This window comes from Paenibacillus sp. FSL R7-0273, assembly GCF_000758625.1.
Taxonomy (GTDB): Bacteria; Bacillota; Bacilli; order Paenibacillales; family Paenibacillaceae; genus Paenibacillus_AQ.
On the sequence record NZ_CP009283.1, the window covers coordinates 1433504 to 1456490 of the forward strand.

The window sequence follows — 22987 nt, forward strand, 5'->3', positions numbered from 1 at the left end:
GAATGTCCGGCGTCTAACGTTATGAAGAAGGAGGGGAGAACGACTTGGAAGAGGCAGAATGGATTTCAGCCGTGCTGAAAGGGCAGAGCCAGGCTTTTGGGCATCTGGTCACGCGTTATCAGGGCATGGTATACCGAGTGTGCATCAAAATAACCGGAGAAGCCGAATCGGCCAAGGATATGGCCCAGGAAGTCTTCATTAAAGCCTACAAGGCGCTCCCCTCCTTCAGAGGACAGTCCTCTTTCTCCACCTGGCTGTACCGGATTGCTTACAGGACCTGTCTCGACTGGAAACGGGCCAATGACAGGGAATGGAAACACCGCAGTACAGCAGATTATACGGAGAATGACTGGGTCACCTCACAGACGCCTGAACAGGCGGTGCTCAGCAAGGAAGCCTCGGAGGAGCTGGATCAGAATTTGAACAGTCTCACAGAACCGTACCGGTCGGTCGTGCAGCTGTATTATTTTCAGCATCACTCCTATCAGGAAATTGCCGAGCAGAAGGGTGTTTCGGTCAAAACAGTGGAATCACAGCTCTACAGAGCCAGGCAGATGATGAGAAAAAGCGGGGAGGAATGGCGATGAATTGTGCAACAGTCAAAGAATGGATGCCGCATTATATCGAAGGTACATTGTCTCCGGAGATGGAGCTGAATATCCGTCTGCACATTGAAGCTTGTCCCGGCTGCTCATCTTGGCTGGAGGAGGCAAGAGGGCTTGCTGCACTGTGGAATGAGATGGAGGCCGGATTAGAAGCGCCGGAGTCATGGGATTTTCCCGATATAACAAATGACGTGATGGAGCATATTGAACAGCTGGAAGCAGGCCGCCGTGAGCGCACCGTTAAAGCGACTGCGGCCAGACGCCGGAATGCGCCGGGGACCTCCTGGATGCACTATGGGGTTGCGGTAGGTCTTACCTTCCTGCTGCTGCAGCTTGGAGTTTTTGAGAACCTGGCCTATGGCATTACCGAGATTAACGGGCAGATGTCGACGTCAGTTACGGCCTGGTTTAACGCTCAAGGGAGCCAGAAATAGATATGAAGAAGCAATGCTCACCAAACCTTTAGGAGGATATAGCATGATTAAGAAAAAACGCTGGCTTACTTTTTTTCTGGCGCTCGTGCCAGGTCTGGGACATTTATATTTGGGATTTAAAAAGCTTGGCCTGCAATATATGCTGGGAGCCTCGGCATGCATTATTTTCATCCCATCAATGCCGACGGTATTCCCGTTCGCGCTGGCCGCTCTCTGGTTCTACCAGTTATTTGACGCTCTGCAAAAAGCGGCCTGGATGAAGCTGACGATCGCCGAGCATGAACGGATGATGTTCCATCCTGACAGCTTCGGGGCTCCGTGGACCATGGGTATGCCTCCGGTGTCGGAATATCCGCAGGACGACGTGAATCCGGTATGGCTGGGGATCGGCTGTGTCGCTGCAGGCTTCGTGCTGCTGGTGGCTACCGCTTTTCCATGGCTCTGGCGCATTCTCACCGATATGAATATCGGCTCGATCCTGCTGTCGCTGGCCCTGATCGGCTACGGCTTCAGAATGCTCAAAAAAAATTCCAAAGCATAAGAAATGGGGATTTCATCCATGGGGAGATGGAAAATCGGCAGCTTTTCGGCTGCACTAGGCTGTATAGCAGTAGGGGTACTCATTGTTCTGGCCCAATACAATGTAATTTCATATGATGCGCTCGGTTATCTGTGGCCGGCATTGCTCATTCTGTTTGGGCTGGAAATGCTGATCCGGCTGTTTATCCGCTCGGATGTCAAAACCCGTGTAAGCGGCTGGGGCATCCTGCTGGTTATTGTCCTCGTGCTTGCTAGCGGCGGGCAGACCGTGCTTGCCGGAGGTACGCTCGGAGGTATCTTCGGACGGACACAGCTGGTTCCGCTTAACGGGGCAATAGAGGTGCAGTCCAAGATTGAGCGCGTGAAGATCGAGCTGCCGAGCGGAAAAGTAATGATTCAGGGAACAGACGGCAATACCCTTGATTATGAAGGCAAGCTCGAGCTGCCGGGCAAGAACGAAAGTGAAGCGGCAAATGCGATGGAGAAGAAATGGAAGGTAACTGAAGAGGGCGATACGCTTGTTTTGAAGCTCGATCTGGAGACGAACTGGCTGTCGAACATTCACTTCGGTGTCTATACCAAAGAGCCGTATCTGAATATCAGCCTTCCGCAGAACCTGGCAGTCGAAGTGGAGACCAGTGACGGTGCGATAGAAGCCGGTAACCTGGCGGGCGGGCTTGAGGTGGACACCAGCAACGGGACACTGGATATTCATGATATCACCGGCGGCGTAGATGCCCGCACCAGCAACGGAACGATAGCCGTTCAGAATGTTCAGGGCGAAACCGAGCTCTCCAGCTCAAATGGTGCAATTACATTAACCAACATCGACGGCACTGTCTCGGCTGATAGCAGTAACGGCAGAATCACAGTTAACTCTGCAGTTACAGGCGACTGGGACCTGGATTCCAGCAACGGCAAAATAACAGTCAGTCTTCCGGCAGCAACGAACGCTGAGATTAAGGCGGAGACGAGCAACGGCGGATTGAAGGGCAATATTGCCTGGGACCGTGATGATGATAACCAGGGAAGAGCAGTGCTGGGTGAAGGAACCCATGAGGTGTCCTTGTCTACCAGCAACGGCACCATTACTGTGGACACCGCTGAGTAAAAATAAAGAAGCAGCCGCCCGGACATTATCCGGGTGAGGCTGCTTCTTTTGTCTAAACAGGGGGTTGTCCGGTTTATTACCAGGCATACGCCTTCGGCGCTGCCCCGCCGGGACCCGGGAATATTTCGTCAAGCCGCTTCAGCACGCTCTCCTCAAGTACAACCTCAAGGCAGCGCAGAGCGCTTTCGAACTGCTCCAGCGTGCGCGGACCTATAATCGGCGCGGTGACGGCCGGGTTGGCCAGCAGCCAGGCAAGCGCGATATTGTCCTGCGGCTCGCCCAGCTCGCGGCTAAGCTCTGCAAAGGCTTCGAGCTGGCTCTTATGCTGCTCGATGCGTTCCGTATTGCCGCCGCTGCGGCTGCCCTCAATCTTCATAAGCGCATTGCGGCCCAGCAGCCCGCCGTCCAGCGGACTCCAGGGAATCACGCCAAGGCCGAGATTCTGCGCAGCCGGCAGCACCTCAAGCTCAGGCAGGCGGCAGGTTAAGCTATATTTATGCTGCTCGGAGACAAGGCCGAGGAAACCGCGGGCCTTCGCTTCTGACTGGGCAACGGCTATATCCCATCCGGCAAAATTGCTGGAGCCGACGTAGCCGACTTTACCCTGGCTCACGGCAAGCTCAAAGGCGCCCCACAGCTCGTCCCAGGACACGCTGCGGTCTACGTGGTGCATCTGATAAAGCTCGATGTGATCGGTCTGCAGGCGCTGAAGGGAGCCTTCCAGATGACGGCGGATAATATAGGAGGAGAGACCGCTTTCATCATTAGGGCCGTCCAGCTTGTCACTCATGGCGCCGTAAACCTTGGTCGCCAGCACAACCTTCTCCCGCCGTCCGCCGCCCTGCTTGAACCAGCGGCCGATAATCGTCTCTGTAAGTCCGGCATTTTCACCCCAGCCGTAAATATTGGCGGTATCAAAAAAGTTCACACCTGCATCCAGTGCAGCGTCCATAATACGGAAGGCTTCCTTCTCATCCGTAATCGGTCCGAAATTCATCGTACCCAGGCAGAGGCGGCTTACCTTCAGCCCGGATTTACCCAGCTTCGTATACTGCATTTCACACTCACTCCTTCTATGAAATAGATCAGCGATACAAGGAAAACAACAGCATATTAATTGTATACAACCCGGGAATGAAGAGCAAATGGCGAGCCTGTGTGAATCCTATAGGTAATGCCTATCACTTTCATAGAATCTGTATCTTTGTCCTTTGCCGCCTGTTATGTTACAACAATATACAGAAGAACTATGTCTGTGCACAGCAGACCATCTAAGGAGTGACGGGAATGAGCGAGGTTAAAAAAATTGCCGTAATTGCCGGGGACGGAATCGGACCCGAAGTTGTGGCTGAAGCAGAAAAAGTATTGAAAAAAGCGGAAGAAGTATTTGGCTACGCCTTCGAAACCGAGCATGCGCTGTTTGGCGGCATCGCTATTGATGAGCGGGGAACACCGCTTCCGGAGGATACACTGGAAATCTGCCGCAGTGCAGATGCTGTACTGCTGGGGGCTGTCGGCGGACCAAAGTGGGACAACAACCCGAAGGAGCTTCGTCCGGAAACAGGACTGCTCGGAATCCGCAAAGCGCTGGGCCTGTTCTCCAACCTGCGTCCGGCAAATGTATTTGATTGCCTGAAGGATGCATCCACGCTGAAGCCGGAAGTGCTTGAAGGTACAGACCTGATGGTTGTGCGTGAGCTGACCGGAGGGATTTATTTCGGAGACAAGCTGCGCCGCCAGGGCGAACATGGTGAAGAGGCAGTTGATACCTGTGTGTATAATGTAACGGAAGTGGAGCGCATCGTACGCCAGGCCTTTGAAATTGCCGGCAAGCGCCGCAACAAGCTGGCCAGCGTCGACAAAGCCAATGTACTGGAAACTTCCCGCCTGTGGCGTGAGGTTGTTAACCGGATCGCTCCTGAATATCCGCAGGTAGAGCTAGAGCATGTGCTGGTCGATAACTGTGCAATGCAGCTGCTGCGCCGTCCGTCCAGCTTCGACGTCATTGTGACCGAGAACATGTTTGGAGATATTCTGAGTGACGAAGCTGCGATGCTGACCGGTTCGATCGGAATGCTTGCTTCTGCTTCACTGGGCGAGGGAAGCTACGGCCTGTATGAGCCGGTTCACGGCTCCGCGCCTGACATTGCCGGCCAGGGCCTGGCTAATCCGATTGCGACCATCCTGTCGCTGGCGCTGATGTTCCGCATGACCTTCGGCTATGAGGATGCCGCAGCCGCTATTGAAGCAGCTGTAGCAGAAGTACTTGATGCCGGACACCGTACCAGTGATATTGCCGTAGACAAGAGCAAGGCAATCAGCACTACGGAGATGGGCGACCTGATTGTTGCTGCTATCCGCAAAGCGTAAAACTGCCGCCATATTCCTTTTTTGACTTTGAAAAACAGAAAACTTCACAAAATGTTGCTTATTTATAATTATTATAAAAAAGTAATAAGTGTAATATTGACTTTGATTTGGTGCGATGATACCATTTGGTCTATAGCCGGGAGCAAGCGGCGGACTCATTCCATCAATAAGAGTTTATTGTTTTTCTTACATATTCAAAGGGGGAATTTAAGCAATGGCAGAACGTTTGGTAGGTAAACCAGCCCCGGATTTCACAATGGAAACAGTAACAGGCGACGGTAAGGATTTTGGGAAGGTCAGCTTGTCCGACTATCGCGGCAAATGGCTTGTATTCTTCTTTTACCCGCTGGACTTTACTTTTGTATGTCCGACTGAAATTACAGCGCTCAGCGATGCAGCTGCAGAGTTTGCAGAGCTTGATACAGAAATTCTCGGTGTCAGCATTGACTCCATTCACAGCCACAAGGCTTGGATTACAACCCCTCGCGACATGAACGGCCTGGGACAAGTGAACTTCCCGCTGGCTTCAGATATCACGAAGAAGGTTGCCAGTGATTATGGCGTGCTGATTGAAGAAGAGGGAATAGCTCTTCGCGGATTGTTCATTATTGATCCGGACGGCGAGCTGAAATACGCAGTGGTCAACCATAATGATGTAGGCCGCAGCGTAGAAGAAACGCTTCGCGTGCTGCAGGCTCTGCAATCCGGCGGTCTGTGTGCAATGAACTGGAAACCGGGCGACAAGAACCTGTAAAGGCTGTCCGCTCCTTGAGAGACTAATAAGACCTCCTTGCGGGAAAGTTTTCCGCCAAGGGGGTTTTTTGTAACAAAACGCCTGTATCCTGCAGTAATGTTGTTTGAAATTAGGCGCCGCGGTTAATATAATGGCTGTAGGAGTGGAATCTCCGGTACTATTTTGTAATACAATAATAAGAAATCAATGGAACTTACCCAAGGAGGGTGAACAATAATGAGCTTTTGCTGTGGAGCGAGTATGGTTGGAACGAAGGGAACCCTTAAACATTATCGCACGCAAGTCCATAATGTTCCCCTGCTGTTTTGCCCGGTATGCCACCGGGTAGAGGTACATTACAAAGTCGAGAACGAGTATGAGATCCTTGCGGAATATGCTCATGGCGATGGAGTGACTGACGTTGATTTCCAGGATTATGTGATGGAAGATGAGGAAGCCATCTTCGAGAATGTTATTAACATGGAGAGCGAAGACCCGCTGGCAATCATCCGCAGCCAGATTGATATGGCGCTTGATCTGCTGGCTGTAGCCAAGCAGATTGGGGACAGCAAGTGGGAGCGGGAGCTTAAGAAGCGTCTGGCTGTAATGAGTCAGCGCCGCCACCGCCTCCAGCAGAAAGCCTGATCTTGCAGAGTAATATAATACATGCCGGTTTTATCCGGCACAGGGGCCTCCGCTGCAGCGGGGGTTTTTTTGACGAGCATTAATAGGATTTACGGTTATTATGGTGCCGTTTCTTATATATAGATGGCGGAATAATGCAGCTTTCTTCCGGAATTCAGCTTTCATGTTAATATTTAGTATGCCTTAAGAATCATTTTAATAAGTTTTTTGCTATTCGACAGTTTCTCTGATTGCGTTGTCTTCTTCTCTTGGATATGATTGGAATATAGTTGAAACGGTTGGATAATATAATACGATTTCCGAATGTTCTGGCGGCTTCGTCATATACTCATTTACATAGTAATTTGATGTCGCTTAAGCGTCTACGCCAAATGCAGTAAAAGGGGGAACTTCGTATCGTGATAAGCCAATTTCAAGAAAGCTTAATTTTACCAAGAACGTTTCAATCCGTGGCAATGGACACTACATATGAGGATGTGCTGGAGCACATTGACAGCGGAATTATGCTCTTTGATGAAGATGGGGTTTTGACTTTTGCAAATAAACAGATGTTCGGTATACTTGAGCTGCCGAGGCTGGCAATTATGGGCTGCACGATAACGCATCTTCTGGCGAATATTCAGTTAAACCGCTTTAAGAAGAAGCAGATGCTGCGCGGATACCGGGAAATGGTGCAGAAGGGTAAGCCGAATTATGAGTTTGCTGACGAATACGGCCGGTACTGGCGGGTAAGCCTGCATTCCGGTGAGCAGATGAAGGGCAGCTACCTGTTTACGTTCAAGGAAATTTCCGATTATAAGCTGATTGAGCAGACCGCCTATCAGAATGATAGCCTGGCCATGCTGGGCAAATTATCTGCGTCTATTGCACACGAAATCCGTAATCCGCTGACGGCAATCCGCGGGTTCATACAATTGCTGCATCCTCATCTGCATCAGCTGGGCAAAGAGGAGTACGCCAAGATTATACTGGCTGAAATTGACCGGGCCAATGACATTATTCACGAGTTTCTGACATCCTCCAAACCGTCTGCCCCGCAGATTGGCTTGGTTCCTGTTGCTGCACTGCTGAAAGAGGTCGTATTGCTTACGGAGAGTGAGGCCTTGATGAAGGGCTGCCAGATTAACCTGCAGCCGTTACAGGGTGATTTGATTATTTCCGGCGATGCCAAACAAATGAAGCAGGTAGTATTGAATATGATAAGAAACGCAATGGAAGCGATTACAGAGCGTGGGGATGATTTAGTAGGCAAAATTGAGGTAGGGGCCCGCAGAGATGGTGCAGAGGTCCGTATCTTCATCTCTGATAACGGAAAAGGGATGGATATCTGCACGCTTGACCGGCTGTTTAATCCGTTTTTTACTACCAAGGAGAACGGGACGGGGCTTGGATTGTCCGTCAGTGACCGGATTATCAAGAATCATGGAGGCTGTATTTCGGTCAGCAGCAGAGTGAATGAAGGCACCCGGTTTGTTATCTCCTTGCCGCTGATTCAATAAGAGAGGCTGCAGCTGTGTTCTAAGCTGGCTGTACGTTATAATATAGAGATGCTAAAGAGGCTGATTCCTGTGTGGCACGATTACACTTCGTGCAGGAAGTCAGCCTTATCTGCGTAATGCGGGTCAGCAGGTTCAAGAACAGCTGGAGGTTATGCCATGAATATTGAATGGAACAATGCCGGAGCAGTGGCCGGTGAGGCAGGAAATGTCTTATGTATTCTGGTATCCGAAGACAGACTGGCGGACAGCAGCCTGCTTAACAGCAGTTTGGCTGCCGAATGGAAGGCTGATATAGATTCCATAAACAGAGCGGGGCTTTTTTCAGGTAAGCTGAACCAGATTTATATCCTGCCGGTTACAGGACAATCCCGGTACCCTATAGTCATTCTAGCCGGAAGCGGAAAGGGAGACCCCGGAACCGGGGAGATCAGGGTGCTGGCAGCCCATATTTGCCGCGCTGCCGTGCGGTTAAAGACGGAGCTGCTTGACATTGAGCTTCCGGAGCAGCTGCTGCTCCGGGAAGGAGCGGCACAGGCGTTCACGGAAGGCCTGGTGCTGGGCAGCTACCGCAGAAAGCATTATAAGCAGGAGCAGGCGGTCTATGTGAAGCCGGATAAAATAACCCTGCATCCTGAGCGTCTGGTGGACCCTGCACTGCAACAGGTCTGGCTTCAGGGGATAAAGCGTGGCTCCGCGCTGGCAGACGGCACCAATCTTGCCCGCGACCTGACCAATCTTCCCGGCAATATCCTTACCCCCTCCGGACTTGCCGCCGCCGCAGTCGAAGTGGCCGAGCGGCACGGACTTCCGGTAGAGGTGCTGGATGAACGGGAAATTGAACAGCGTGGAATGGGCGGACTGCTTGCTGTCGGCAAAGGAAGTGTTCATCCGCCGCGGATGATTGTCATCCGTTATCAGGGTGCCGGAGAATGGACGGACGTTACAGGTATTATCGGCAAGGGGATCACATTTGATACCGGCGGGATATCGCTCAAGCGGGCGCCTGGAATGGAAGATATGATCAGCGATATGGGCGGTGCAGCCGCTGTATTAGGTGTAATGGAGGCGCTTGGCCGGTTGCGGCCGCAGATTAATGTAGTCATGGTCATACCGGCCGCCGAAAATATGCCCTCTGCAGCAGCCTTTAAGCCTGGAGATATTGTCACCGCTCTGAGCGGAAAAACAATCGAGGTGCTGAACACCGATGCTGAGGGCCGGATGGTGCTGGGTGATGGTTTGACCTATGCCAGGGAATGGGGAGCAGAGCGTTTTATTGATGTAGCTACGCTTACAGGGGCCATCCTGTCCATTCTTGGTGATGTGGCTACCGGAGCAGTCACGAACGATGAGCAGCTTATGCAGGAGCTGCTGGCGGCCTCGGAACGGTCTGGTGAGCCTGTGTGGCAGCTTCCTGCCTATCCTGAATTCCGTGAGATGCTTAGAAGCGAGGTTGCCGACATCCGCAATGCTGCCGGCAGGTTCGGAGGCGCGTCCACTGCAGGATTGTTCATCGGCGAATTTGCTGAGGGGCTGCCATGGGTTCACCTCGATATAGCCGGAACGGCATTTCTGTCCAAGGAGCGGGGGGTTAATTCCAAAGGTGCATCAGGAGTAATGGTCCGCACCTTACTGGAATACCTGCTGAGTCTCAGCCGGGATCAGCCGCCGGGACCCTCTGCAAAGAACTAAGTTCATTGTATTCATACAAAAAAGCCGCAACGCTCTTTATAAGAGGGTTGCGGCTTTTTGCGGTTGCCTGCGGTTGCCTGCGGGCGGGCCGCCTGCACAGCTGAAACGGTTTATCCGTTCCGCTTAGCCTTCACTTGAGAGGTGAAGGACTGGATCCCATTCATAATTTTATCGCGTGTATCTTTATTTCTGAGTAAATAGACTGCTCCCAACGCTGCGGTAGTAAATAACGTTTTTTTCGTATTCATGGTTATTCCTCCTTAGGTAGTGGTCTGGCTGCAGTTGCTTATAACAAACATACCCGGAACCCGCGGAGTTTAAACCTGCTGTATAAAGCTGCCAGCGTGCGGCTGCAGACCTGCCTTGAAAACAGTTATGGAAGATAGCGAAATAATCTTTACATTTTATTCTTCATTAAAGTATGATTGTACGATAATGATTGCATAGTAAGCTTATGCTGACGGCAATAATGAAGGATATGCTGAAGGGAGAACATATTGTGAAGAATAATCAGAGTAAAATTGTCGATTGTACCATCCGGGATGGAGGTCTCGTTAACAACTGGGACTTTAGCGTTGAATTTGTACAGAAGCTGTATGCCGGGCTGAATGAAGCCGGAGTTGAGTATATGGAAATCGGCTACAAAAACTCCCCTAAGCTGCTTAAGGGAGCGGAAAGCGCCGGACCTTGGCGGTTCCTGAACGATGATTTTCTGCGCAAAGTTATTCCTCAGAAGGGCAATACCAAGCTGTCAGCGCTTGTTGATATCGGCCGGGTCGATGAAAATGATATCCTGCCGCGCAGCGAGAGCATGCTGGATCTGATCCGTGTAGCCTGCTACAGCAAGGATGTGGACAAGGCATTGCAGCTGGTTCAGATTTTCCATGACCGCGGGTACGAAACGACCATTAATATTATGGCGCTGTCCAATGTAATGGAGAATGAGCTGCTGGAAGCCTTTGATATGATCCGTGACAGCGTTGTAGACGTTGTATATATCGTGGATTCATACGGCAGCCTTGATCATAACGACATTAAATACCTGGTGGATAAATTCAAAACCCATCTTCCTAACAAACGTCTTGGTGTGCATACCCATAATAATCTGCAGCTGGCCTTCTCCAATACTCTTGTTGCTTCTGAGCTCGGGGTAGAGCTGCTGGATGCATCCTGCTACGGCATGGGGCGTGCGGCGGGGAATTGTCCGACTGAGCTGCTCGTTACCCACCTTAAGAATACGAAATATACGCTGCGTCCTGTGCTTGATATTATCGAGCAGCTGATGATTCCGCTCCGTGAAAAGGAAGAGTGGGGATACATCATTCCCTACATGATTACCGGTACGCTGGACGAGCACCCGCGCTCGGCAATGGCGCTCCGCGCATCGGAGGATAAGGATAAGGCCGTTGATTTCTATGACAAGCTGACAACACCTGAGGTTACCTTCGGGGATAAATAATAATCTGTAAGGCAGAAGCACTTCCCTCTATTGGCGGGAAGTGCTTTTTCTTTTATTTGTATGTAAGGAATGTAACTTTACGGGACGGATAAGCCGATATTTATAGAAGAGCTTAATTACAACATTCACACTAATTATAGATATCATTTTCAGACGCGAGGGACTTATGAGACAAGAAGAGAGAAAGACAATCCAAGCGGCAGTTATAGGGGCCGTGCTGTTCCTTCTGATTCAGATCTTCCGCACTCCGCTCAGCCAGATTGAGAATCAGGACGTCATGCTGGCGCTTTACCTTATAGCCGGCTGCTGCAATATAGCTTTCGGCTTTGCTGTTTTCGCCCAGGGCGGGCTGTTTTTCTCCGATAAATTATCCAAGGCAAGATTGTATATCTCTGCTCTGTTTTTAGGCATTTGCACCTTTGACTTCTTACACATCCTAAGCTTTGTGGGCATTCCCGCAATATCCTCGATCATCAGCCAGGACCAGTCCCTTTGGCTGCTGACCTTCTCACGCCTGGCCAGCGCACTTGGCATTTTGTTTATTTTCAGCAAGGAAGATGAGCCTGTATCGATAAGAGGGAAGAAGAAGGTATTCGCCGTTTCCCTTGTTGTAATTGCCCTCTCATTAATGCTGATTATCTTCAGTGATATTCTTACACCGGGATTGCAGACATACTCGTGGCTTAGCACGGTCAAGCATCTGATTGATATGGCGGTGCTGTTTATCTATCTGCTCAGTGTCGGAATGATTGTCTATCCGGGCAGAATTGAGAAATCTGCTTCACTGCTTATCATCATCCGCGCCTTGATCTTTTTTGCATTGGCCCAGGTGTTCTTTATGAATCTGCTCAGTGTTGGTGAGATGGACAATCTCTTTGGCATGATCAGCAGCGGCATTGCTTATTATCTGATGCTGACCGGGGTATACCGGCTGACAATTGAAGAGCCGTTTCATGAGAACCAGCAGGCGGAAGCAAGAATTAACTATCTGGCGTATCACGATGATCTTACAGGACTGCCCAACCGGCGGAAGCTGATGCAGAGTGTGGAAGAAATGATTATTCAGAGTGAAAAGGAAAAAGGGCGCGGCGGTTTTTCGGCACTGGTCATCATGAACATCAACCATTTCAAAAATATCAATGACTCACTGGGGCATAATGCCGGGGACCGGCTGCTGCAGCTGGTGTCAAAGCGGATACTGAACGAGGTAAAAGGCCATGAGGAGCTGTTCGGTATGGGAGCGGATGAGTTTGCGTTCCTGATGACTGGGCGGACCGGGGTCGAGAGCTGTCTGGTCCGTGCGTCTGAACTGCTGCAGCTCTTTGAAACTCCGATTCAGCTGGAGTCAGGGGAATATCATATTTCACTGAGTCTGGGGATGAGCATTCATCCCGGAGACGGTAATACAGCAGAGCAGCTGATTCAGAATGCGGATACGGCCGTCCATAATGCCAAAGAGCAGAATGTGGAAATCCGCCGCTATATCCCGTCCATGCAGATGAAGGCCAAAGAACGCCTGAAGCTGGAGAATGATCTGCGCCGGGCACTGGAGCGTAATGAATTCTATCTTGTCTATCAGCCTCAGGTGCTGCTCGAAACCGAAGAGATTGTCGGAATGGAGGCACTGCTGCGCTGGGAGCATCCGAAGAGGGGAATTGTATCCCCTGTAGAGTTCATCCCGATTGCCGAGGAGAGCGGAATGATCGTACCGATCGGTGACTGGGTGCTGAGAACGGCCTGTGAGCAGAATAAAGCCTGGCAGCTGGCAGGGTACCGGCATATCTGCGTTTCCGTGAACCTGTCCATGCGCCAATTTCTGCAGCCGAACCTCGCCGGCAAAATAGATATGCTTCTGCAGGAAATCGGACTTGATCCGCGCTATGTTGACCTGGAGATTACGGAGAGTATGACTCTGGATAAGGAAACTGCCTTTGACCAGCTTAACCGCTTGAAGCGGCTTGGGGTGTTCATCAGTATAGACGATTTCGGCACAGGCTACAGCTCGCTGCACTATCTCAAGAATATGCCGATCGACCGGCTCAAAATTGACCGTTCCTTCGTCTCTGATGTGCTGGAGGACAGCAATAATGCGGCGATTGTCTCAACCATCACGTCGATGGCCCATCACCTGAAGCTGAAGGTTACGGCAGAGGGTGTGGAGAACAAGGAGCAGCTGCAATTTTTGCGTCAGCAGCATTGCCATGAGGCCCAGGGATACCTGTTCAGCAAGCCGATCAAAGCGGCCGAATTCGAAGCGGTTTTCCTGAAACCTCTGCTTGGTGTACCCATGTAAGCCTAGTTATACTGTTAAAGGGTTGCATTTTATTCAACGAGATGGTACAATATTCTTTGTCTTCACCGTATTATCTCGCGGGTGTAGTTCAATGGTAGAACTTTAGCCTTCCAAGCTAATAGCGTGGGTTCGATTCCCATCACCCGCTTATACAAGATTTAGCTCTGAAACCCTTGCGCCACAAGGGTTTTTTCTATGCGCGCTTTTCGATATACGACAGGTGACAATAGAGTCATGGGGCAATTCATGGGGCAATTGTCCGGACTTTTGGATTCATACCTTCAAGATGGTTAATTAAAGTCCGATCGACTGAGACAACCTCATGAGTATATCGATTTGTCGTTTCGAGCTTTGAATGCCGCAAGAACTTCTGAATGCTCCGCTGATCAGCTCCGTGCTCTCGCAGTAATGTTGCTGCTGTATGACGAAGTCCATGAAGCTTCACGTGTGGGAATTTGTATTTCTTTAAAAACTTAGCCCATGTATTTGTTGCGGTACTGGGAAAATACATAACACCTTTACCACCGTGAAAAATATACTGCTTGTCTTCTCCAAGCCATTTGCGACACTGCAGCTTCTCCTTTTTCCACTGCCTCTCAAAATGTTTTAGCTCATCCATATACCACTTGGGCATAGGCACCCAATCTTCTGATTCTACCGTTTTAACTTCGCTCTCAATCTTTTGGCCATTTTCATCAATTGTAATTTGCTTAGAAATGTAGATTCTAGAATTTTCGAAATCTAGGTCGGACCATTCAACAGCAAGATACTCTCCTCGTCGGTACCCCCCAAGGATTACTCCCGTAAAGTATAACCGCCATCTGGTGGGGAGGTTATACAGCGCGAGTAAGAGCTCGGCCACCTCAGTTTTAAGATAATTTTGCTTAACGTCCTTTAGCCGTTTTTTCTCCTTTTTATTCGCAGATGGGCGTTCAAAGCCAGTCATAGGATTTTTCTTGATAACTCCCCAATCATAGGCTCGGTCAAAAATCGACTTTAACGCTTTGTAGATATTCAGCTTTGAGTTCGTAGCAAGAGGACTTCCGTTTTTCAGATTTCTTAAATCTGAGAACCACTCAACCAATTGGAGCGTGGTTATTTCATCAATCCAATAATCTCCGAACTCAGGGAGAATCCGATTATTCACAATGCTCTCAGTAAAGAATATCGTTCCGCCACTCAGGTTTTCAGAGGCATAAACTTTTCTCCAGGTCGGTACAAATTCGGCAAAGGTTTTTTTCTTTGCGCGGCTTCGGTTTTTCCCCTTATCCTCATACTTACCTGACGTGACAAGTTGACTCCACTTATCCTCCTGAACAGCCAACCAGCTTTCTTTCTTTTTCTCTGATTTTGCATTTGCGATTTCGTACGGCATTTCAACAACCATAGATCGTTTTGGGCGAGAGGCTTTCGCCGGATCTCGTTCAACAAGCTTGTACTTATGGCCTCCAAGATGTTCGCTCCAAGCCATATTTTGCATCACTCCAAACGTATGTTCTATTTTGAGGCATATATAAACAGCCTTTCAGCTGGAATTAGAAGGCTTATAGGATTTTGGTTACCCCAAGCGGATCAAGCCGGATAGCGTAGTTTTCATATCTAACGTAGAGACCATATACTTCTAAATAATGACTGATTGAATAATCTAAGAAATCTTCTGTCACACCTATTAGATCGGCAAACTCGTGCCGGTTTCTTACATTTGCCTCGAAGGCCTGTACAAAACTGGACAAGGGGACGAGCTTCTCATATCCCCAGTTGCGGGCTTTCTTTTCCTGTTTCCGGTTCTTAACATCGGTTTGGTCAATAATATGCCCCGCTGAAGTATAATGATGTCCCAACTCTTCAGCGAGGACGCAAATCCTCTCAAGAGGACTGTCAAGGTTCTTATTGAGCAGAATGATACTGGAACTTCTTGTTTCTATATACAAGCCTTTAATCCGTTCCGGGAGATCAGCCATGTCGTTGAATGGAATGGGAACCTCGCGGGTGAGTTTGTCGTAAGTGTTCACTGGCAACCCTCCTGCCGAGATTCTAGTTGATATTCTTATTTAAAGCTATTTTCATAGCAAGCTTAATTCTTATCAAATCCTCTTCGGTTAAATCTCCTTCGTACCCTACCTGGTGGGCAGCCATAGTTAAAATCTCTTCCTCTGTTAACTTCTCCTCTGTCTGGACATCTGGATACGTTTCTTTAGAAGTAACAGCTTGTCCTTTGCTTTCTTCACCCATTAGATACTCAAGGGGCACATCGAAATAATCTGCAATCTTTTGCAATTTTTCTCTCTTAGGTGTGTACTTGCCTTGTTTCCAACTTGTAATCGTAGCTGTAGTTAATCCGGTATCTTTAGCAACACGATATGCAGTCACACCATGCTTCTGTAGTAATTTTTCGAATATCTCGTACATTAGTTTTCCTCCACAATTTTCTTTTAGAAAAAAATAAGTTAGAAAACTAAGCCGAATTACGTTGACGCACTTAGTAAGCTATGCTAATATACAGACATAGCTTAGAAAACTATGCTATTAAAACGAAAAGGGCTTAGAAAACTTATTTAACTTAGGCGACACCTCGATTATATAAGTTTTCTTAGCTATTCGTCAATACATTTTTTGTAAAGGAGGATGTTTTGTGTGTACGAGAAATTCCTTTGCTTATTAGAGCAGTCTGGGAAAACTTCATATCAGGTTGCTAAAGACACGGGTATTTCTACGGCAACGCTGACGAATTGGAAACAAGGGAACTATCAGCCAAAAACCCAAAAACTTAAAATTTTAGCTGATTATTTCGGCGTAACTGTTGATTACTTTTTGGCTTAAGGGAGGTGCTCCATGACAACATCTGATTTTCTTGAAGCGATGCGGATAGAAATTAAACAGGGACTTCGAGAAGAGATTCTGGCCGAGTTGCAACCAGAGATACAGCGACAGCTACGCTCAAACATTTTCGATCTTGAAGAGGCTGCTGCCTACTTGAAAGTGTCTCCACGGACCATTCAACGCATGATTGCAGACAACGATCTTCCCTATTTCCGGCAGCGCAAGCAATTGTTCTTCAGGCAAGTTTCATTGGAGGGTTGGGTCGCTAAAAGGGAACAGAAAGGGGCTAAATCATGAGAAAAACATGGATTTTGACAGAGAGTGACCGCCCAACTAATTTGCTGATGCAGATGCAAGAGGTCCTGTCCTCCATCCAGAATGGTGCCAGCGTCAATGAATCATGGCAAGAGCCGGGTAAGCTCGTCATTGAATTATGGGAGGTTGAGCCTGAATGATTCGCGTAACAAGGAAAATAAGTGACAATGAACTGAAAGCCCGCATTCTGCTCTACAAGCGCCTGGAGCGCAGCGCAACTGCCTCCGGTCATATGCAAGTGGCCGCTTACTGCCGCCGGCAGCATAATGCTTGTCGGGAGCTGCTGACAGCTGAGTGGGATAAGCCGCTCAAACGGCTGAGGGCTGGATGATGCCGGACGAACTGCTTGATTACCTGGGAGACCTATTTATAAAAGGTGAGTATCACAAGCGGTTCGGCGTTACGTTCTTACAGTTTATTGAGGCATGCACAAGCCAGGCGGGCTATTACAGGCTTTCGCGGCGGACATTATTCCAGCAATGGCTGAAAATTGTAGAGCTTACCCATGAGAAATAAATATTCTGGCACCTGTTACCGATGCGGGAGGCTGGTAGAAGCAGGCAAGGGTCATTTCGAAAGGCATAAAGGTGGTTGGAGATTGCAGCATTTAGTTTGTGCAATAAAGTGTCGTGGTACAGATCAGCACTATTTGAAAGGTGGTGAGAATGATGAGCAAAGTAACCGGACCACTTGAGGTCATTGATTTCTGTGCAAATCCAGTGTGCCAAGATGAAATCTATTTCGGTCAGCGCGCTGTAAAGTACGGCAAGGATCTCTACTGCGGCAATAACTGCTTATGTGAGGGTATCGGCGCTGTGGTGATCAAGGCAGATGACAACCTTAGAGGGGGTGATGCAACAGAACATGAAAATGACCCAACGGGGTAGGAGCCGTCAGGTCATTGCAATACATCACATTATGAGGTCAGTTTATCACTGACTGAAGGGAGAAGCAATGTCAAAAATCTGCTATCGGGAAATTAACTTCCGTTCGGAAAGCCTGCGTTTGATTGAACAGGTTAACGCTATTATTCATGAATATCAGGATATGGGCTACTCTCTGACACTGCGGCAGGTATATTACCAGCTCGTTTCACGGGATGTCATTCCCAACAATGAACGCAGTTATAAAAACTTAGGGAATCTCATCTCGGATGGCCGCATGTCCGGGCTCATTGATTGGAATGCCATTGAAAACCGCACCCGGAACCTTCGCAAAAACAGTCATTGGACTTCACCAGGCTCCATTATTCACTCTGCGGCTTACTCCTTTGCATACGACAAATGGGAGGACCAGGACAGTTATGTGGAGGTGTGGGTGGAAAAAGATGCCTTGGTCGGAATCGTAGGACAGGTCTGTGAAGAGCTGGACATCCCATATTTCTCGTGTAGAGGCTATGTCTCCCAATCTGAAATGTGGGCAGCGGCTCAACGTCTGGAACAGTTCTCTGCTCAAAAATCTATTCACATTATTCATTTAGGAGACCACGACCCGAGCGGGAAAGACATGAGCCGCGATATCGTGGACCGACTGGAACTGTTCGGGGTGTCTGTAGAGTTCCAGCGTATCGCTTTAAACTATGATCAGATTGAGGAATACGGCCCGCCGCCTAACCCCACAAAGCTGACCGATAGCCGAGCTTCTGGGTATATTTCAGAGTTTGGACATGAATGCTGGGAGCTGGATGCGCTGCGTCCTGATGTAATCGACGGGCTGATCCGTGACGCTGTGACAGACTTGTGTGACTTGGAACTGCTGCAAGAGGCCCGGGACCGTGAAGAGACGGCCAAGGACACTTTAAAAGCCGTGGCTCGAGATTGGCCAACGATTGAACGCAATTATTCTAACTAATTAGGAGGTCTCATACATGCCCGTTCAAATTACAATTACCGGTGAGAACGCAAAGGAAGCATTGCAGGAGATTGGAGGACTGGCTGCCGCTCTGGTTGGCGCTGCGCCTGTAACGGATAAGCAGAAGGCCAAGGCTCAGGCGGCAACGAAACCCGCTGAGACAAAGCAGGAAGAGCCAGAGAAGACCCAAGCCGAAACGAAACCGCAAACAAAGCTAGATGAGGGTTCAGGGGGAGAGGATCTTCCTACTGCTACAGAACTTAAAGCCAAGGCTACGGAAGTGACCAAGTCAGGGAAACGCGAAGAGGTTAAAGCCCTGCTTACTGAGTTCGGCTACAAGGCGCTGAGTGACGTAGCCGAAGCAGACCGTGCAGTCTTCATGGAACGCCTGGAACAGCTTTGAGCAAAGAGGTAGGAGCACACGCAGAGCGGGATCACGCCATCCTCTCCGCGTCAGGCTCCAAGAAATGGCTCACCTGTACCCCCAGCGCCCGTCTGGAGGAGAAGCTGCCCGAAAAACGTTCTGTGTACTCTGATGAAGGCTCTGCAGCGCATGAGCTTTCCGAGATTCACCTGGCGTACCACCTGGGGCAGCTTAAGCCCTGGGACCACGGGGAGCGCTGGAAAGAGGCCCAAAAAGGCCCTTACTACTCCCGTGAGATGGAGGACTACGTGCATGAGTATGTTGGGCTTGTCCTGGAGAGGGTTAACACGGCCAGAGCAAAGTCTACGGATGTCATTGTGCTGCTAGAGGAGCGTTTGGATTACTCTGCTTATGCCCCCGAAGGTCGAGGGACAGGAGACGTTGTAATCATTGCTGACGGCTGCCTGGAGATTATTGACCTGAAGTATGGCAAGGGCGTCCCTGTATCGGCTATTGATAATAGCCAGATGCGGCTTTACGCGCTGGGAGCTGTTGAAGGCTACGATTTCCTTTACGACATCCAGACGGTGCGCATGACCATTGTGCAGATCCGGCTGGACAGTATTTCTGAGGATGTCATGACGGTGGAAGCCCTGCGGGAGTGGGGCGAGAGTATTAAGCCCGCAGCAGCTAGGGCGTGGGCGGGTGAAGGTGAATTTGTTCCTGGTCCTCATTGCTCCAGTGGTTTCTGTAAGGCCCGCTTTACCTGCAAGGCCCGGACTGACTTCTACATGGCGGCGACACAGTACGAGTTCAAGGACCCTGCACTCATGACCCTAGAGGACATAAGCGCGGTGCTGTATGTAGCGCCGGAATTGCAGAAGTGGGCGAAGGAGCTGGCGAGTTATGCCTTTGAACAGGCGACCAAGCACGGCGCTAAGATTCCGAGCTGGAAGCTGGTTGAAGGGCGCAGCGACCGTGTGATCCGTGATAAATCAGCGGCTATGGCAGCTCTCGCTGCCGCAGGGGTGCCTGAAACGAAATACCTTAAGCCACAAGACCTGCAAGGCATTGGAGAGCTGGAGAAGATCGGCAAGAAGGAGCTGGCTAAGATACTGGATGGCCTCATTATCAAGCCTGAAAGCAAGCCGGTACTGGTTCCTGAGAGTGACCCAAGATCAGTATTAAACAATACCCGCGATGCTTTCGCGGACATTAATCTGGAGGACTGATATATTATGACAACCGAACAAACCAGTAAGCTGACCACGAATAAAGTACGTTTTGCCTTCGCCCGGGTATTTGAGCCGGAATCATTCGCCGGCGGACCAGAAAAATATTCCGTGCGCCTGCTCATTCCGAAATCAGACAACGAATTCCTTGAGCGCTATAAGCAGGCTCTGGCCGTGGCTAAGGAGCTGGGCAAGACCAAGAAGTGGAACGGCAAGGTGCCTACGAAGCTGGACCTGCCGCTGAAGGATGGTGACGAGGTGGATCTGGAGAAATACCCAGAGCATGAAGATCATTGGTACATCAATGCGAAGAGTACATCAGCACCGGATGTGCTCAAGCCAAACGGTAAAGACAAGGACGGGCGGAACATCTTGGTGGACATTACGGACACCACAGAGTTCTGGAGCGGCTGCTATGGCCGAGCACGCATTACCTTGTGGCCGTTCGATGAAGCCGGGAACAAAGGCATCAATGCCATACTGGACGGGGTTGTGAAGACTCAGAACGGTGAGTCCTTCGGCGGAGGCGGCGGGGATACCCGTGAAGCCTTTGCAGATGAAGACCTGGGTCAAGACGATGATGACGATTTCTTGAATTAAGCCATGTAACGGGGGATTCCGCAAGGGTCCCCTTTTCTTAACCATATAAAAGAGAAACCTCCCTATTTAATTAGGGAGGCATCAATACCCATGTAAGCTGCAATTAGAGAAACAATTGCAATTAGAACGGGTACTTTGATGATTAACTCAAAATATCGACATTTGAGTTCCATTTTCTCAGCTCCTTTTCTATGTACATGCAGGGCTTTCACCGTGCACATATGAGCGGAAATACTCAGCCCGCCCCTATGTATTGGACATAGTAAAACAATAAAGCTATAGATTCAGAAAAGGAGTAAAGCTATGTGTATTGCGGATTAAATATACCACAATTTACCTTACTTAGAAATTCGGAACGTTTGTTTGACAGATAACAAATTAATGGAAAGGAGAGCCTATGCCAATCTTACAAATAGATGTTGAGACTTACAGCAGCGTAGATCTGAGCAAGAGCGGGCTTCATAAGTACGTTGAGTCTCCTGATTTTGAGATTCTACTCTTCGCTTATGCCTATGACGATGATCCCGTGACAATCATTGACCTGACCGATTTAGATGAGTTGCCGGAACGGGTGAGGCAGGATCTGCTGGACCCGTTTGTTACCAAGTCCGCATTCAATGCAGCATTTGAGCGGGCAGCTATCGCCCGGCACTTCGGGATTGAGTGTAACCCTTACCAGTGGCGCTGTACGATGGTGTGGGCCTATGCGCTTGGTCTGCCTGGGTCTCTGGACAAGGCGGCCAAGGTGCTGAAGCTGGACGCCCTGAAGGATGCCAAGGGTAAAGCCTTAATCAAATATTTCAGTGTACCCTGCAAACCGACCAAGGCCAACGGACAGCGGACACGGAACCATCCATACCACGACACCGAAAAGTGGGAGCAATACAAGGCTTACAACGTGCAGGACGTTGTGGTGGAGCGGGAAGTGCGGCGGAGGCTGGAGCGGTTTCCCGTACCAGCAAAGGAGTGGCGGCTGTGGGCCTTGGATCAGATTATTAATGATCGGGGTGTCCGGCTTGATCCGGTGTTCATCGGTCACGCCATTGCCTGCGCGGAGCAGTACACCGCCGGGTTGGTCGCTGAGGCCAAGGAGCTGACAGGACTGGATAACCCGAACAGCCTGGCGCAAGTCAAGGCGTGGCTGGCTGAGAACGGGCTGGAGACGCCGGACGGCCTTGGCAAGGAGTGCATGCCTATTCTACTGGACGCTGCCCCTAACGAGGAGACCAAGCGAATGCTTGAGCTGCGCCAGGAGATGGGCAAGACCAGTAACTCTAAATATGGCGCCATGGACCGGGCGCTTTGCGCGGATGACCGGGTGCGCGGGATTTTACAGTTTTGCGGGGCGAATCGTACCTGGCGCTGGGCTGGGCGTAATGTCCAGATGCACAACTTACCTCAGAACCACCTGGAGAATCTGAAGGACCTGGAGCTGGCCCGCGATACGCTGCGCAGCGGGGACTATGACCTGCTGGAAATGATCTACGGAGCGCCGCCGTTCGTACTCTCCCAGCTTGTGCGTACTGCTTTGATTCCTTCTGTGGGCAATATGTTCAGAGTGGCCGATTTCGCCGCCATCGAGGCCCGTGTCATTGCCTGGCTTGCAGATGAGCTGTGGGTGCTGGCTGTCTTCTCAGATCACGGCAAAATCTATGAAGCCACGGCTGCCCGCATGTTCGGTGTTCCCTTTGATTCCATTACCAAGGGCCACGAGAATTACAAATATCGGGCTTCCGGCAAAGTGGCCACGCTTGCCTGCGGCTTCGGCGGCGGTGCAGCGGCCATGGAGAAGATGGATAAGAAGAAGGAGATTGTAGCAGATCAGTATGACCCGCTTGTCCGGCAGTGGCGCGAGGCTAACCCTAACATCCGCAAGCTGTGGTACCGGGCGGAGGACGCTGCCATGAAGGCGGTACGGGAGAAGACCACGGTTAAGCTGGCCCACGGGGTTCAATACCGTTATGAAGGCGGGATACTCTTCGCTGACCTTCCCAGCGGGCATAGCCTGGCGTACCCGCAGCCGGAGATTAAGCCGGATACGAAGTTTAACAAGGACGGCCTTGTGTTCTATGCGCTGGATGACCGCAGCCAATGGGTACAGCAGCGCACCTGGGGCGGGACACTGGTAGAGAACCTGGTGCAGGCTATTGCGCGGGACTGCCTGGCGGAAAGTCTGGTACGGCTACATGAGGCGCAGTATCCCATTGTGCTGCACGTGCATGACGAGATTGTGGCGGACTGCCCGGAGGATTTTGGGTCTGTGGATGAGATGACGGAGATTATGGGGCGTTCAATTGATTGGGCGCCAGGGCTGCCCCTGAAGGCAGCCGGCTTTGAGTGTGATTTCTATATGAAAGATTAGCACATAGTGAAAAATTCAAAATAGATACAGCGTATAAGACTGGAGCGAAGGTGCTGTAACTGTAA

General features: G+C 50.1%; 26 protein-coding genes and 1 tRNA gene. 22 read left to right on the forward strand and 5 right to left on the reverse strand.

Features of this window, described 5'->3' with window-relative positions; genetic code table 11:
• Nucleotides 1-44: 44 nt before the first annotated feature.
• From R70723_RS06215 to R70723_RS06230, 4 genes are read left to right on the forward strand one after another with little or no spacing between them, the layout of a single operon-like run.
• Nucleotides 45-587 (forward strand): RNA polymerase sigma factor, encoded by a 543-nt coding sequence (locus R70723_RS06215; protein ID WP_047171045.1) that lies wholly within the window; start codon nucleotides 45-47, stop codon nucleotides 585-587.
• On the forward strand, nucleotides 584-1039 hold the full coding sequence (locus R70723_RS06220; RefSeq protein ID WP_039870631.1) for a zf-HC2 domain-containing protein: 456 nt from the start codon (nucleotides 584-586) through the stop codon (nucleotides 1037-1039). Before R70723_RS06215 ends, R70723_RS06220 begins: the two co-directional genes overlap by 4 nt.
• A 43-nt stretch (nucleotides 1040-1082) precedes the next feature.
• Nucleotides 1083-1580 carry a hypothetical protein gene (locus R70723_RS06225; protein WP_039870633.1) on the forward strand — a complete coding sequence of 166 codons (498 nt, stop codon included), beginning with the start codon at nucleotides 1083-1085 and terminating at the stop codon, nucleotides 1578-1580.
• 18 nt (nucleotides 1581-1598) lie between these two features.
• A complete protein-coding gene (locus tag R70723_RS06230) occupies nucleotides 1599-2690 on the forward strand; it encodes a DUF4097 family beta strand repeat-containing protein (protein WP_039870634.1) in 1092 nt (363 codons plus the stop codon).
• Nucleotides 2691-2766: 76 nt separating this feature from the next.
• On the opposite strand, the gene R70723_RS06235 is transcribed toward R70723_RS06230, so the two are convergent.
• A complete protein-coding gene (locus R70723_RS06235; RefSeq protein ID WP_039870635.1) occupies nucleotides 2767-3747 on the reverse strand; it encodes an aldo/keto reductase in 981 nt (326 codons plus the stop codon).
• 230 nt (nucleotides 3748-3977) lie between these two features.
• On the opposite strand from R70723_RS06235, the gene leuB reads away from it, so the two are divergent.
• From leuB to R70723_RS06260, 5 genes are all read left to right on the forward strand, one after another.
• Complete coding sequence (gene leuB / locus R70723_RS06240) at nucleotides 3978-5060, forward strand: 3-isopropylmalate dehydrogenase (protein ID WP_039870636.1); 1083 nt, start codon at nucleotides 3978-3980, stop codon at nucleotides 5058-5060.
• A gap of 214 nt (nucleotides 5061-5274) precedes the next feature.
• Nucleotides 5275-5814: a peroxiredoxin gene (locus R70723_RS06245; RefSeq protein ID WP_039870637.1), complete on the forward strand. Its 540-nt coding sequence runs from the start codon at nucleotides 5275-5277 to the stop codon at nucleotides 5812-5814.
• 216 nt (nucleotides 5815-6030) lie between these two features.
• Nucleotides 6031-6438 carry a hypothetical protein gene (locus R70723_RS06250; RefSeq protein WP_039870638.1) on the forward strand — a complete coding sequence of 136 codons (408 nt, stop codon included), beginning with the start codon at nucleotides 6031-6033 and terminating at the stop codon, nucleotides 6436-6438.
• A gap of 398 nt (nucleotides 6439-6836) precedes the next feature.
• Nucleotides 6837-7937: an ATP-binding protein gene (locus R70723_RS06255; RefSeq protein ID WP_039870639.1), complete on the forward strand. Its 1101-nt coding sequence runs from the start codon at nucleotides 6837-6839 to the stop codon at nucleotides 7935-7937.
• A 156-nt stretch (nucleotides 7938-8093) separates the two neighbouring features.
• A complete protein-coding gene (locus R70723_RS06260; protein WP_081957244.1) occupies nucleotides 8094-9626 on the forward strand; it encodes a leucyl aminopeptidase in 1533 nt (510 codons plus the stop codon).
• A gap of 110 nt (nucleotides 9627-9736) precedes the next feature.
• Here R70723_RS06260 and R70723_RS33705 read toward each other — a convergent pair whose 3' ends face one another.
• Nucleotides 9737-9874 carry a hypothetical protein gene (locus R70723_RS33705; RefSeq protein ID WP_179088004.1) on the reverse strand — a complete coding sequence of 46 codons (138 nt, stop codon included), beginning with the start codon at nucleotides 9872-9874 and terminating at the stop codon, nucleotides 9737-9739.
• Nucleotides 9875-10125: 251 nt separating this feature from the next.
• Between R70723_RS33705 and R70723_RS06265 the strand changes: the two genes are divergently transcribed.
• The 3 genes from R70723_RS06265 (at nucleotide 10126) to R70723_RS06275 (ending at nucleotide 13526) form a co-directional block, all read left to right on the forward strand.
• Nucleotides 10126-11085, forward strand: coding sequence for an aldolase catalytic domain-containing protein (locus R70723_RS06265; protein ID WP_179088005.1), 960 nt, complete (start codon nucleotides 10126-10128; stop codon nucleotides 11083-11085).
• A 166-nt stretch (nucleotides 11086-11251) separates the two neighbouring features.
• Nucleotides 11252-13378 carry a putative bifunctional diguanylate cyclase/phosphodiesterase gene (locus tag R70723_RS06270; RefSeq protein WP_039870640.1) on the forward strand — a complete coding sequence of 709 codons (2127 nt, stop codon included), beginning with the start codon at nucleotides 11252-11254 and terminating at the stop codon, nucleotides 13376-13378.
• A gap of 77 nt (nucleotides 13379-13455) precedes the next feature.
• Nucleotides 13456-13526 (forward strand) — tRNA-Gly (locus R70723_RS06275).
• Nucleotides 13527-13622: 96 nt separating this feature from the next.
• On the opposite strand, the gene R70723_RS06280 is transcribed toward R70723_RS06275, so the two are convergent.
• The 3 genes from R70723_RS06280 to R70723_RS06290 form a co-directional block, all read right to left on the reverse strand.
• A complete protein-coding gene (locus R70723_RS06280; RefSeq protein ID WP_039870642.1) occupies nucleotides 13623-14849 on the reverse strand; it encodes a tyrosine-type recombinase/integrase in 1227 nt (408 codons plus the stop codon).
• A gap of 73 nt (nucleotides 14850-14922) precedes the next feature.
• Complete coding sequence (locus tag R70723_RS06285) at nucleotides 14923-15390, reverse strand: ImmA/IrrE family metallo-endopeptidase (protein WP_039870644.1); 468 nt, start codon at nucleotides 15388-15390, stop codon at nucleotides 14923-14925.
• A 22-nt stretch (nucleotides 15391-15412) separates the two neighbouring features.
• A complete protein-coding gene (locus R70723_RS06290) occupies nucleotides 15413-15787 on the reverse strand; it encodes a helix-turn-helix domain-containing protein (protein WP_039870645.1) in 375 nt (124 codons plus the stop codon).
• Nucleotides 15788-16012: 225 nt separating this feature from the next.
• Between R70723_RS06290 and R70723_RS06295 the strand changes: the two genes are divergently transcribed.
• The 10 genes from R70723_RS06295 (at nucleotide 16013) to R70723_RS06340 (ending at nucleotide 22922) form a co-directional block, all read left to right on the forward strand.
• Nucleotides 16013-16198, forward strand: coding sequence for a helix-turn-helix domain-containing protein (locus R70723_RS06295; protein ID WP_039870647.1), 186 nt, complete (start codon nucleotides 16013-16015; stop codon nucleotides 16196-16198).
• A gap of 12 nt (nucleotides 16199-16210) precedes the next feature.
• Nucleotides 16211-16495 carry a helix-turn-helix domain-containing protein gene (locus R70723_RS06300; RefSeq protein ID WP_039870648.1) on the forward strand — a complete coding sequence of 95 codons (285 nt, stop codon included), beginning with the start codon at nucleotides 16211-16213 and terminating at the stop codon, nucleotides 16493-16495.
• Nucleotides 16492-16653, forward strand: a complete 162-nt coding sequence (locus R70723_RS33290) for a hypothetical protein (protein ID WP_156123787.1) — start codon at nucleotides 16492-16494, stop codon at nucleotides 16651-16653. Before R70723_RS06300 ends, R70723_RS33290 begins: the two co-directional genes overlap by 4 nt.
• Nucleotides 16650-16844: a hypothetical protein gene (locus tag R70723_RS06305; RefSeq protein ID WP_039870649.1), complete on the forward strand. Its 195-nt coding sequence runs from the start codon at nucleotides 16650-16652 to the stop codon at nucleotides 16842-16844. Before R70723_RS33290 ends, R70723_RS06305 begins: the two co-directional genes overlap by 4 nt.
• A 334-nt stretch (nucleotides 16845-17178) precedes the next feature.
• Nucleotides 17179-17400, forward strand: a complete 222-nt coding sequence (locus R70723_RS06315; protein ID WP_156123788.1) for a hypothetical protein — start codon at nucleotides 17179-17181, stop codon at nucleotides 17398-17400.
• 67 nt (nucleotides 17401-17467) lie between these two features.
• Nucleotides 17468-18364 carry a hypothetical protein gene (locus R70723_RS06320; protein ID WP_039870657.1) on the forward strand — a complete coding sequence of 299 codons (897 nt, stop codon included), beginning with the start codon at nucleotides 17468-17470 and terminating at the stop codon, nucleotides 18362-18364.
• Between the two features lie 16 nt (nucleotides 18365-18380).
• Entirely contained in the window at nucleotides 18381-18767 is a 387-nt protein-coding gene (locus R70723_RS31905) for a hypothetical protein (RefSeq protein ID WP_052421195.1), read from the forward strand.
• On the forward strand, nucleotides 18764-19960 hold the full coding sequence (locus R70723_RS06330; RefSeq protein ID WP_039870660.1) for a DUF2800 domain-containing protein: 1197 nt from the start codon (nucleotides 18764-18766) through the stop codon (nucleotides 19958-19960). The genes R70723_RS31905 and R70723_RS06330 overlap by 4 nt, the downstream gene beginning before the upstream one ends.
• Nucleotides 19961-19966: 6 nt before the next feature.
• On the forward strand, nucleotides 19967-20560 hold the full coding sequence (locus R70723_RS06335; protein ID WP_039870661.1) for a DUF2815 family protein: 594 nt from the start codon (nucleotides 19967-19969) through the stop codon (nucleotides 20558-20560).
• 397 nt (nucleotides 20561-20957) lie between these two features.
• Complete coding sequence (locus R70723_RS06340; protein ID WP_039870664.1) at nucleotides 20958-22922, forward strand: DNA polymerase; 1965 nt, start codon at nucleotides 20958-20960, stop codon at nucleotides 22920-22922.
• Nucleotides 22923-22987: the final 65 nt, after the last annotated feature.

What these genes read in the sequence shown, in the direction of transcription:
- R70723_RS06220 (WP_039870631.1), top strand. Translation starts at nt 584, where the DNA reads ATGAATTGTGCAACAGTCAAAGAATGGATGCCGCATTATATCGAAGGT.
- R70723_RS06225 (WP_039870633.1), top strand. Translation starts at nt 1,083, where the DNA reads ATGATTAAGAAAAAACGCTGGCTTACTTTTTTTCTGGCGCTCGTGCCA.
- R70723_RS06230 (WP_039870634.1), top strand. Translation starts at nt 1,599, where the DNA reads ATGGGGAGATGGAAAATCGGCAGCTTTTCGGCTGCACTAGGCTGTATA.
- R70723_RS06235 (WP_039870635.1), bottom strand. Translation starts at nt 3,747, where the DNA reads ATGCAGTATACGAAGCTGGGTAAATCCGGGCTGAAGGTAAGCCGCCTC.
- leuB (WP_039870636.1), top strand. Translation starts at nt 3,978, where the DNA reads ATGAGCGAGGTTAAAAAAATTGCCGTAATTGCCGGGGACGGAATCGGA.
- R70723_RS06245 (WP_039870637.1), top strand. Translation starts at nt 5,275, where the DNA reads ATGGCAGAACGTTTGGTAGGTAAACCAGCCCCGGATTTCACAATGGAA.
- R70723_RS06250 (WP_039870638.1), top strand. Translation starts at nt 6,031, where the DNA reads ATGAGCTTTTGCTGTGGAGCGAGTATGGTTGGAACGAAGGGAACCCTT.
- R70723_RS06260 (WP_081957244.1), top strand. Translation starts at nt 8,094, where the DNA reads ATGAATATTGAATGGAACAATGCCGGAGCAGTGGCCGGTGAGGCAGGA.
- R70723_RS33705 (WP_179088004.1), bottom strand. Translation starts at nt 9,874, where the DNA reads ATGAATACGAAAAAAACGTTATTTACTACCGCAGCGTTGGGAGCAGTC.
- R70723_RS06270 (WP_039870640.1), top strand. Translation starts at nt 11,252, where the DNA reads ATGAGACAAGAAGAGAGAAAGACAATCCAAGCGGCAGTTATAGGGGCC.
- R70723_RS06280 (WP_039870642.1), bottom strand. Translation starts at nt 14,849, where the DNA reads ATGGCTTGGAGCGAACATCTTGGAGGCCATAAGTACAAGCTTGTTGAA.
- R70723_RS06290 (WP_039870645.1), bottom strand. Translation starts at nt 15,787, where the DNA reads ATGTACGAGATATTCGAAAAATTACTACAGAAGCATGGTGTGACTGCA.
- R70723_RS06300 (WP_039870648.1), top strand. Translation starts at nt 16,211, where the DNA reads ATGACAACATCTGATTTTCTTGAAGCGATGCGGATAGAAATTAAACAG.
- R70723_RS33290 (WP_156123787.1), top strand. Translation starts at nt 16,492, where the DNA reads ATGAGAAAAACATGGATTTTGACAGAGAGTGACCGCCCAACTAATTTG.
- R70723_RS06305 (WP_039870649.1), top strand. Translation starts at nt 16,650, where the DNA reads ATGATTCGCGTAACAAGGAAAATAAGTGACAATGAACTGAAAGCCCGC.
- R70723_RS06315 (WP_156123788.1), top strand. Translation starts at nt 17,179, where the DNA reads ATGATGAGCAAAGTAACCGGACCACTTGAGGTCATTGATTTCTGTGCA.
- R70723_RS06320 (WP_039870657.1), top strand. Translation starts at nt 17,468, where the DNA reads ATGTCAAAAATCTGCTATCGGGAAATTAACTTCCGTTCGGAAAGCCTG.
- R70723_RS31905 (WP_052421195.1), top strand. Translation starts at nt 18,381, where the DNA reads ATGCCCGTTCAAATTACAATTACCGGTGAGAACGCAAAGGAAGCATTG.
- R70723_RS06335 (WP_039870661.1), top strand. Translation starts at nt 19,967, where the DNA reads ATGACAACCGAACAAACCAGTAAGCTGACCACGAATAAAGTACGTTTT.
- R70723_RS06340 (WP_039870664.1), top strand. Translation starts at nt 20,958, where the DNA reads ATGCCAATCTTACAAATAGATGTTGAGACTTACAGCAGCGTAGATCTG.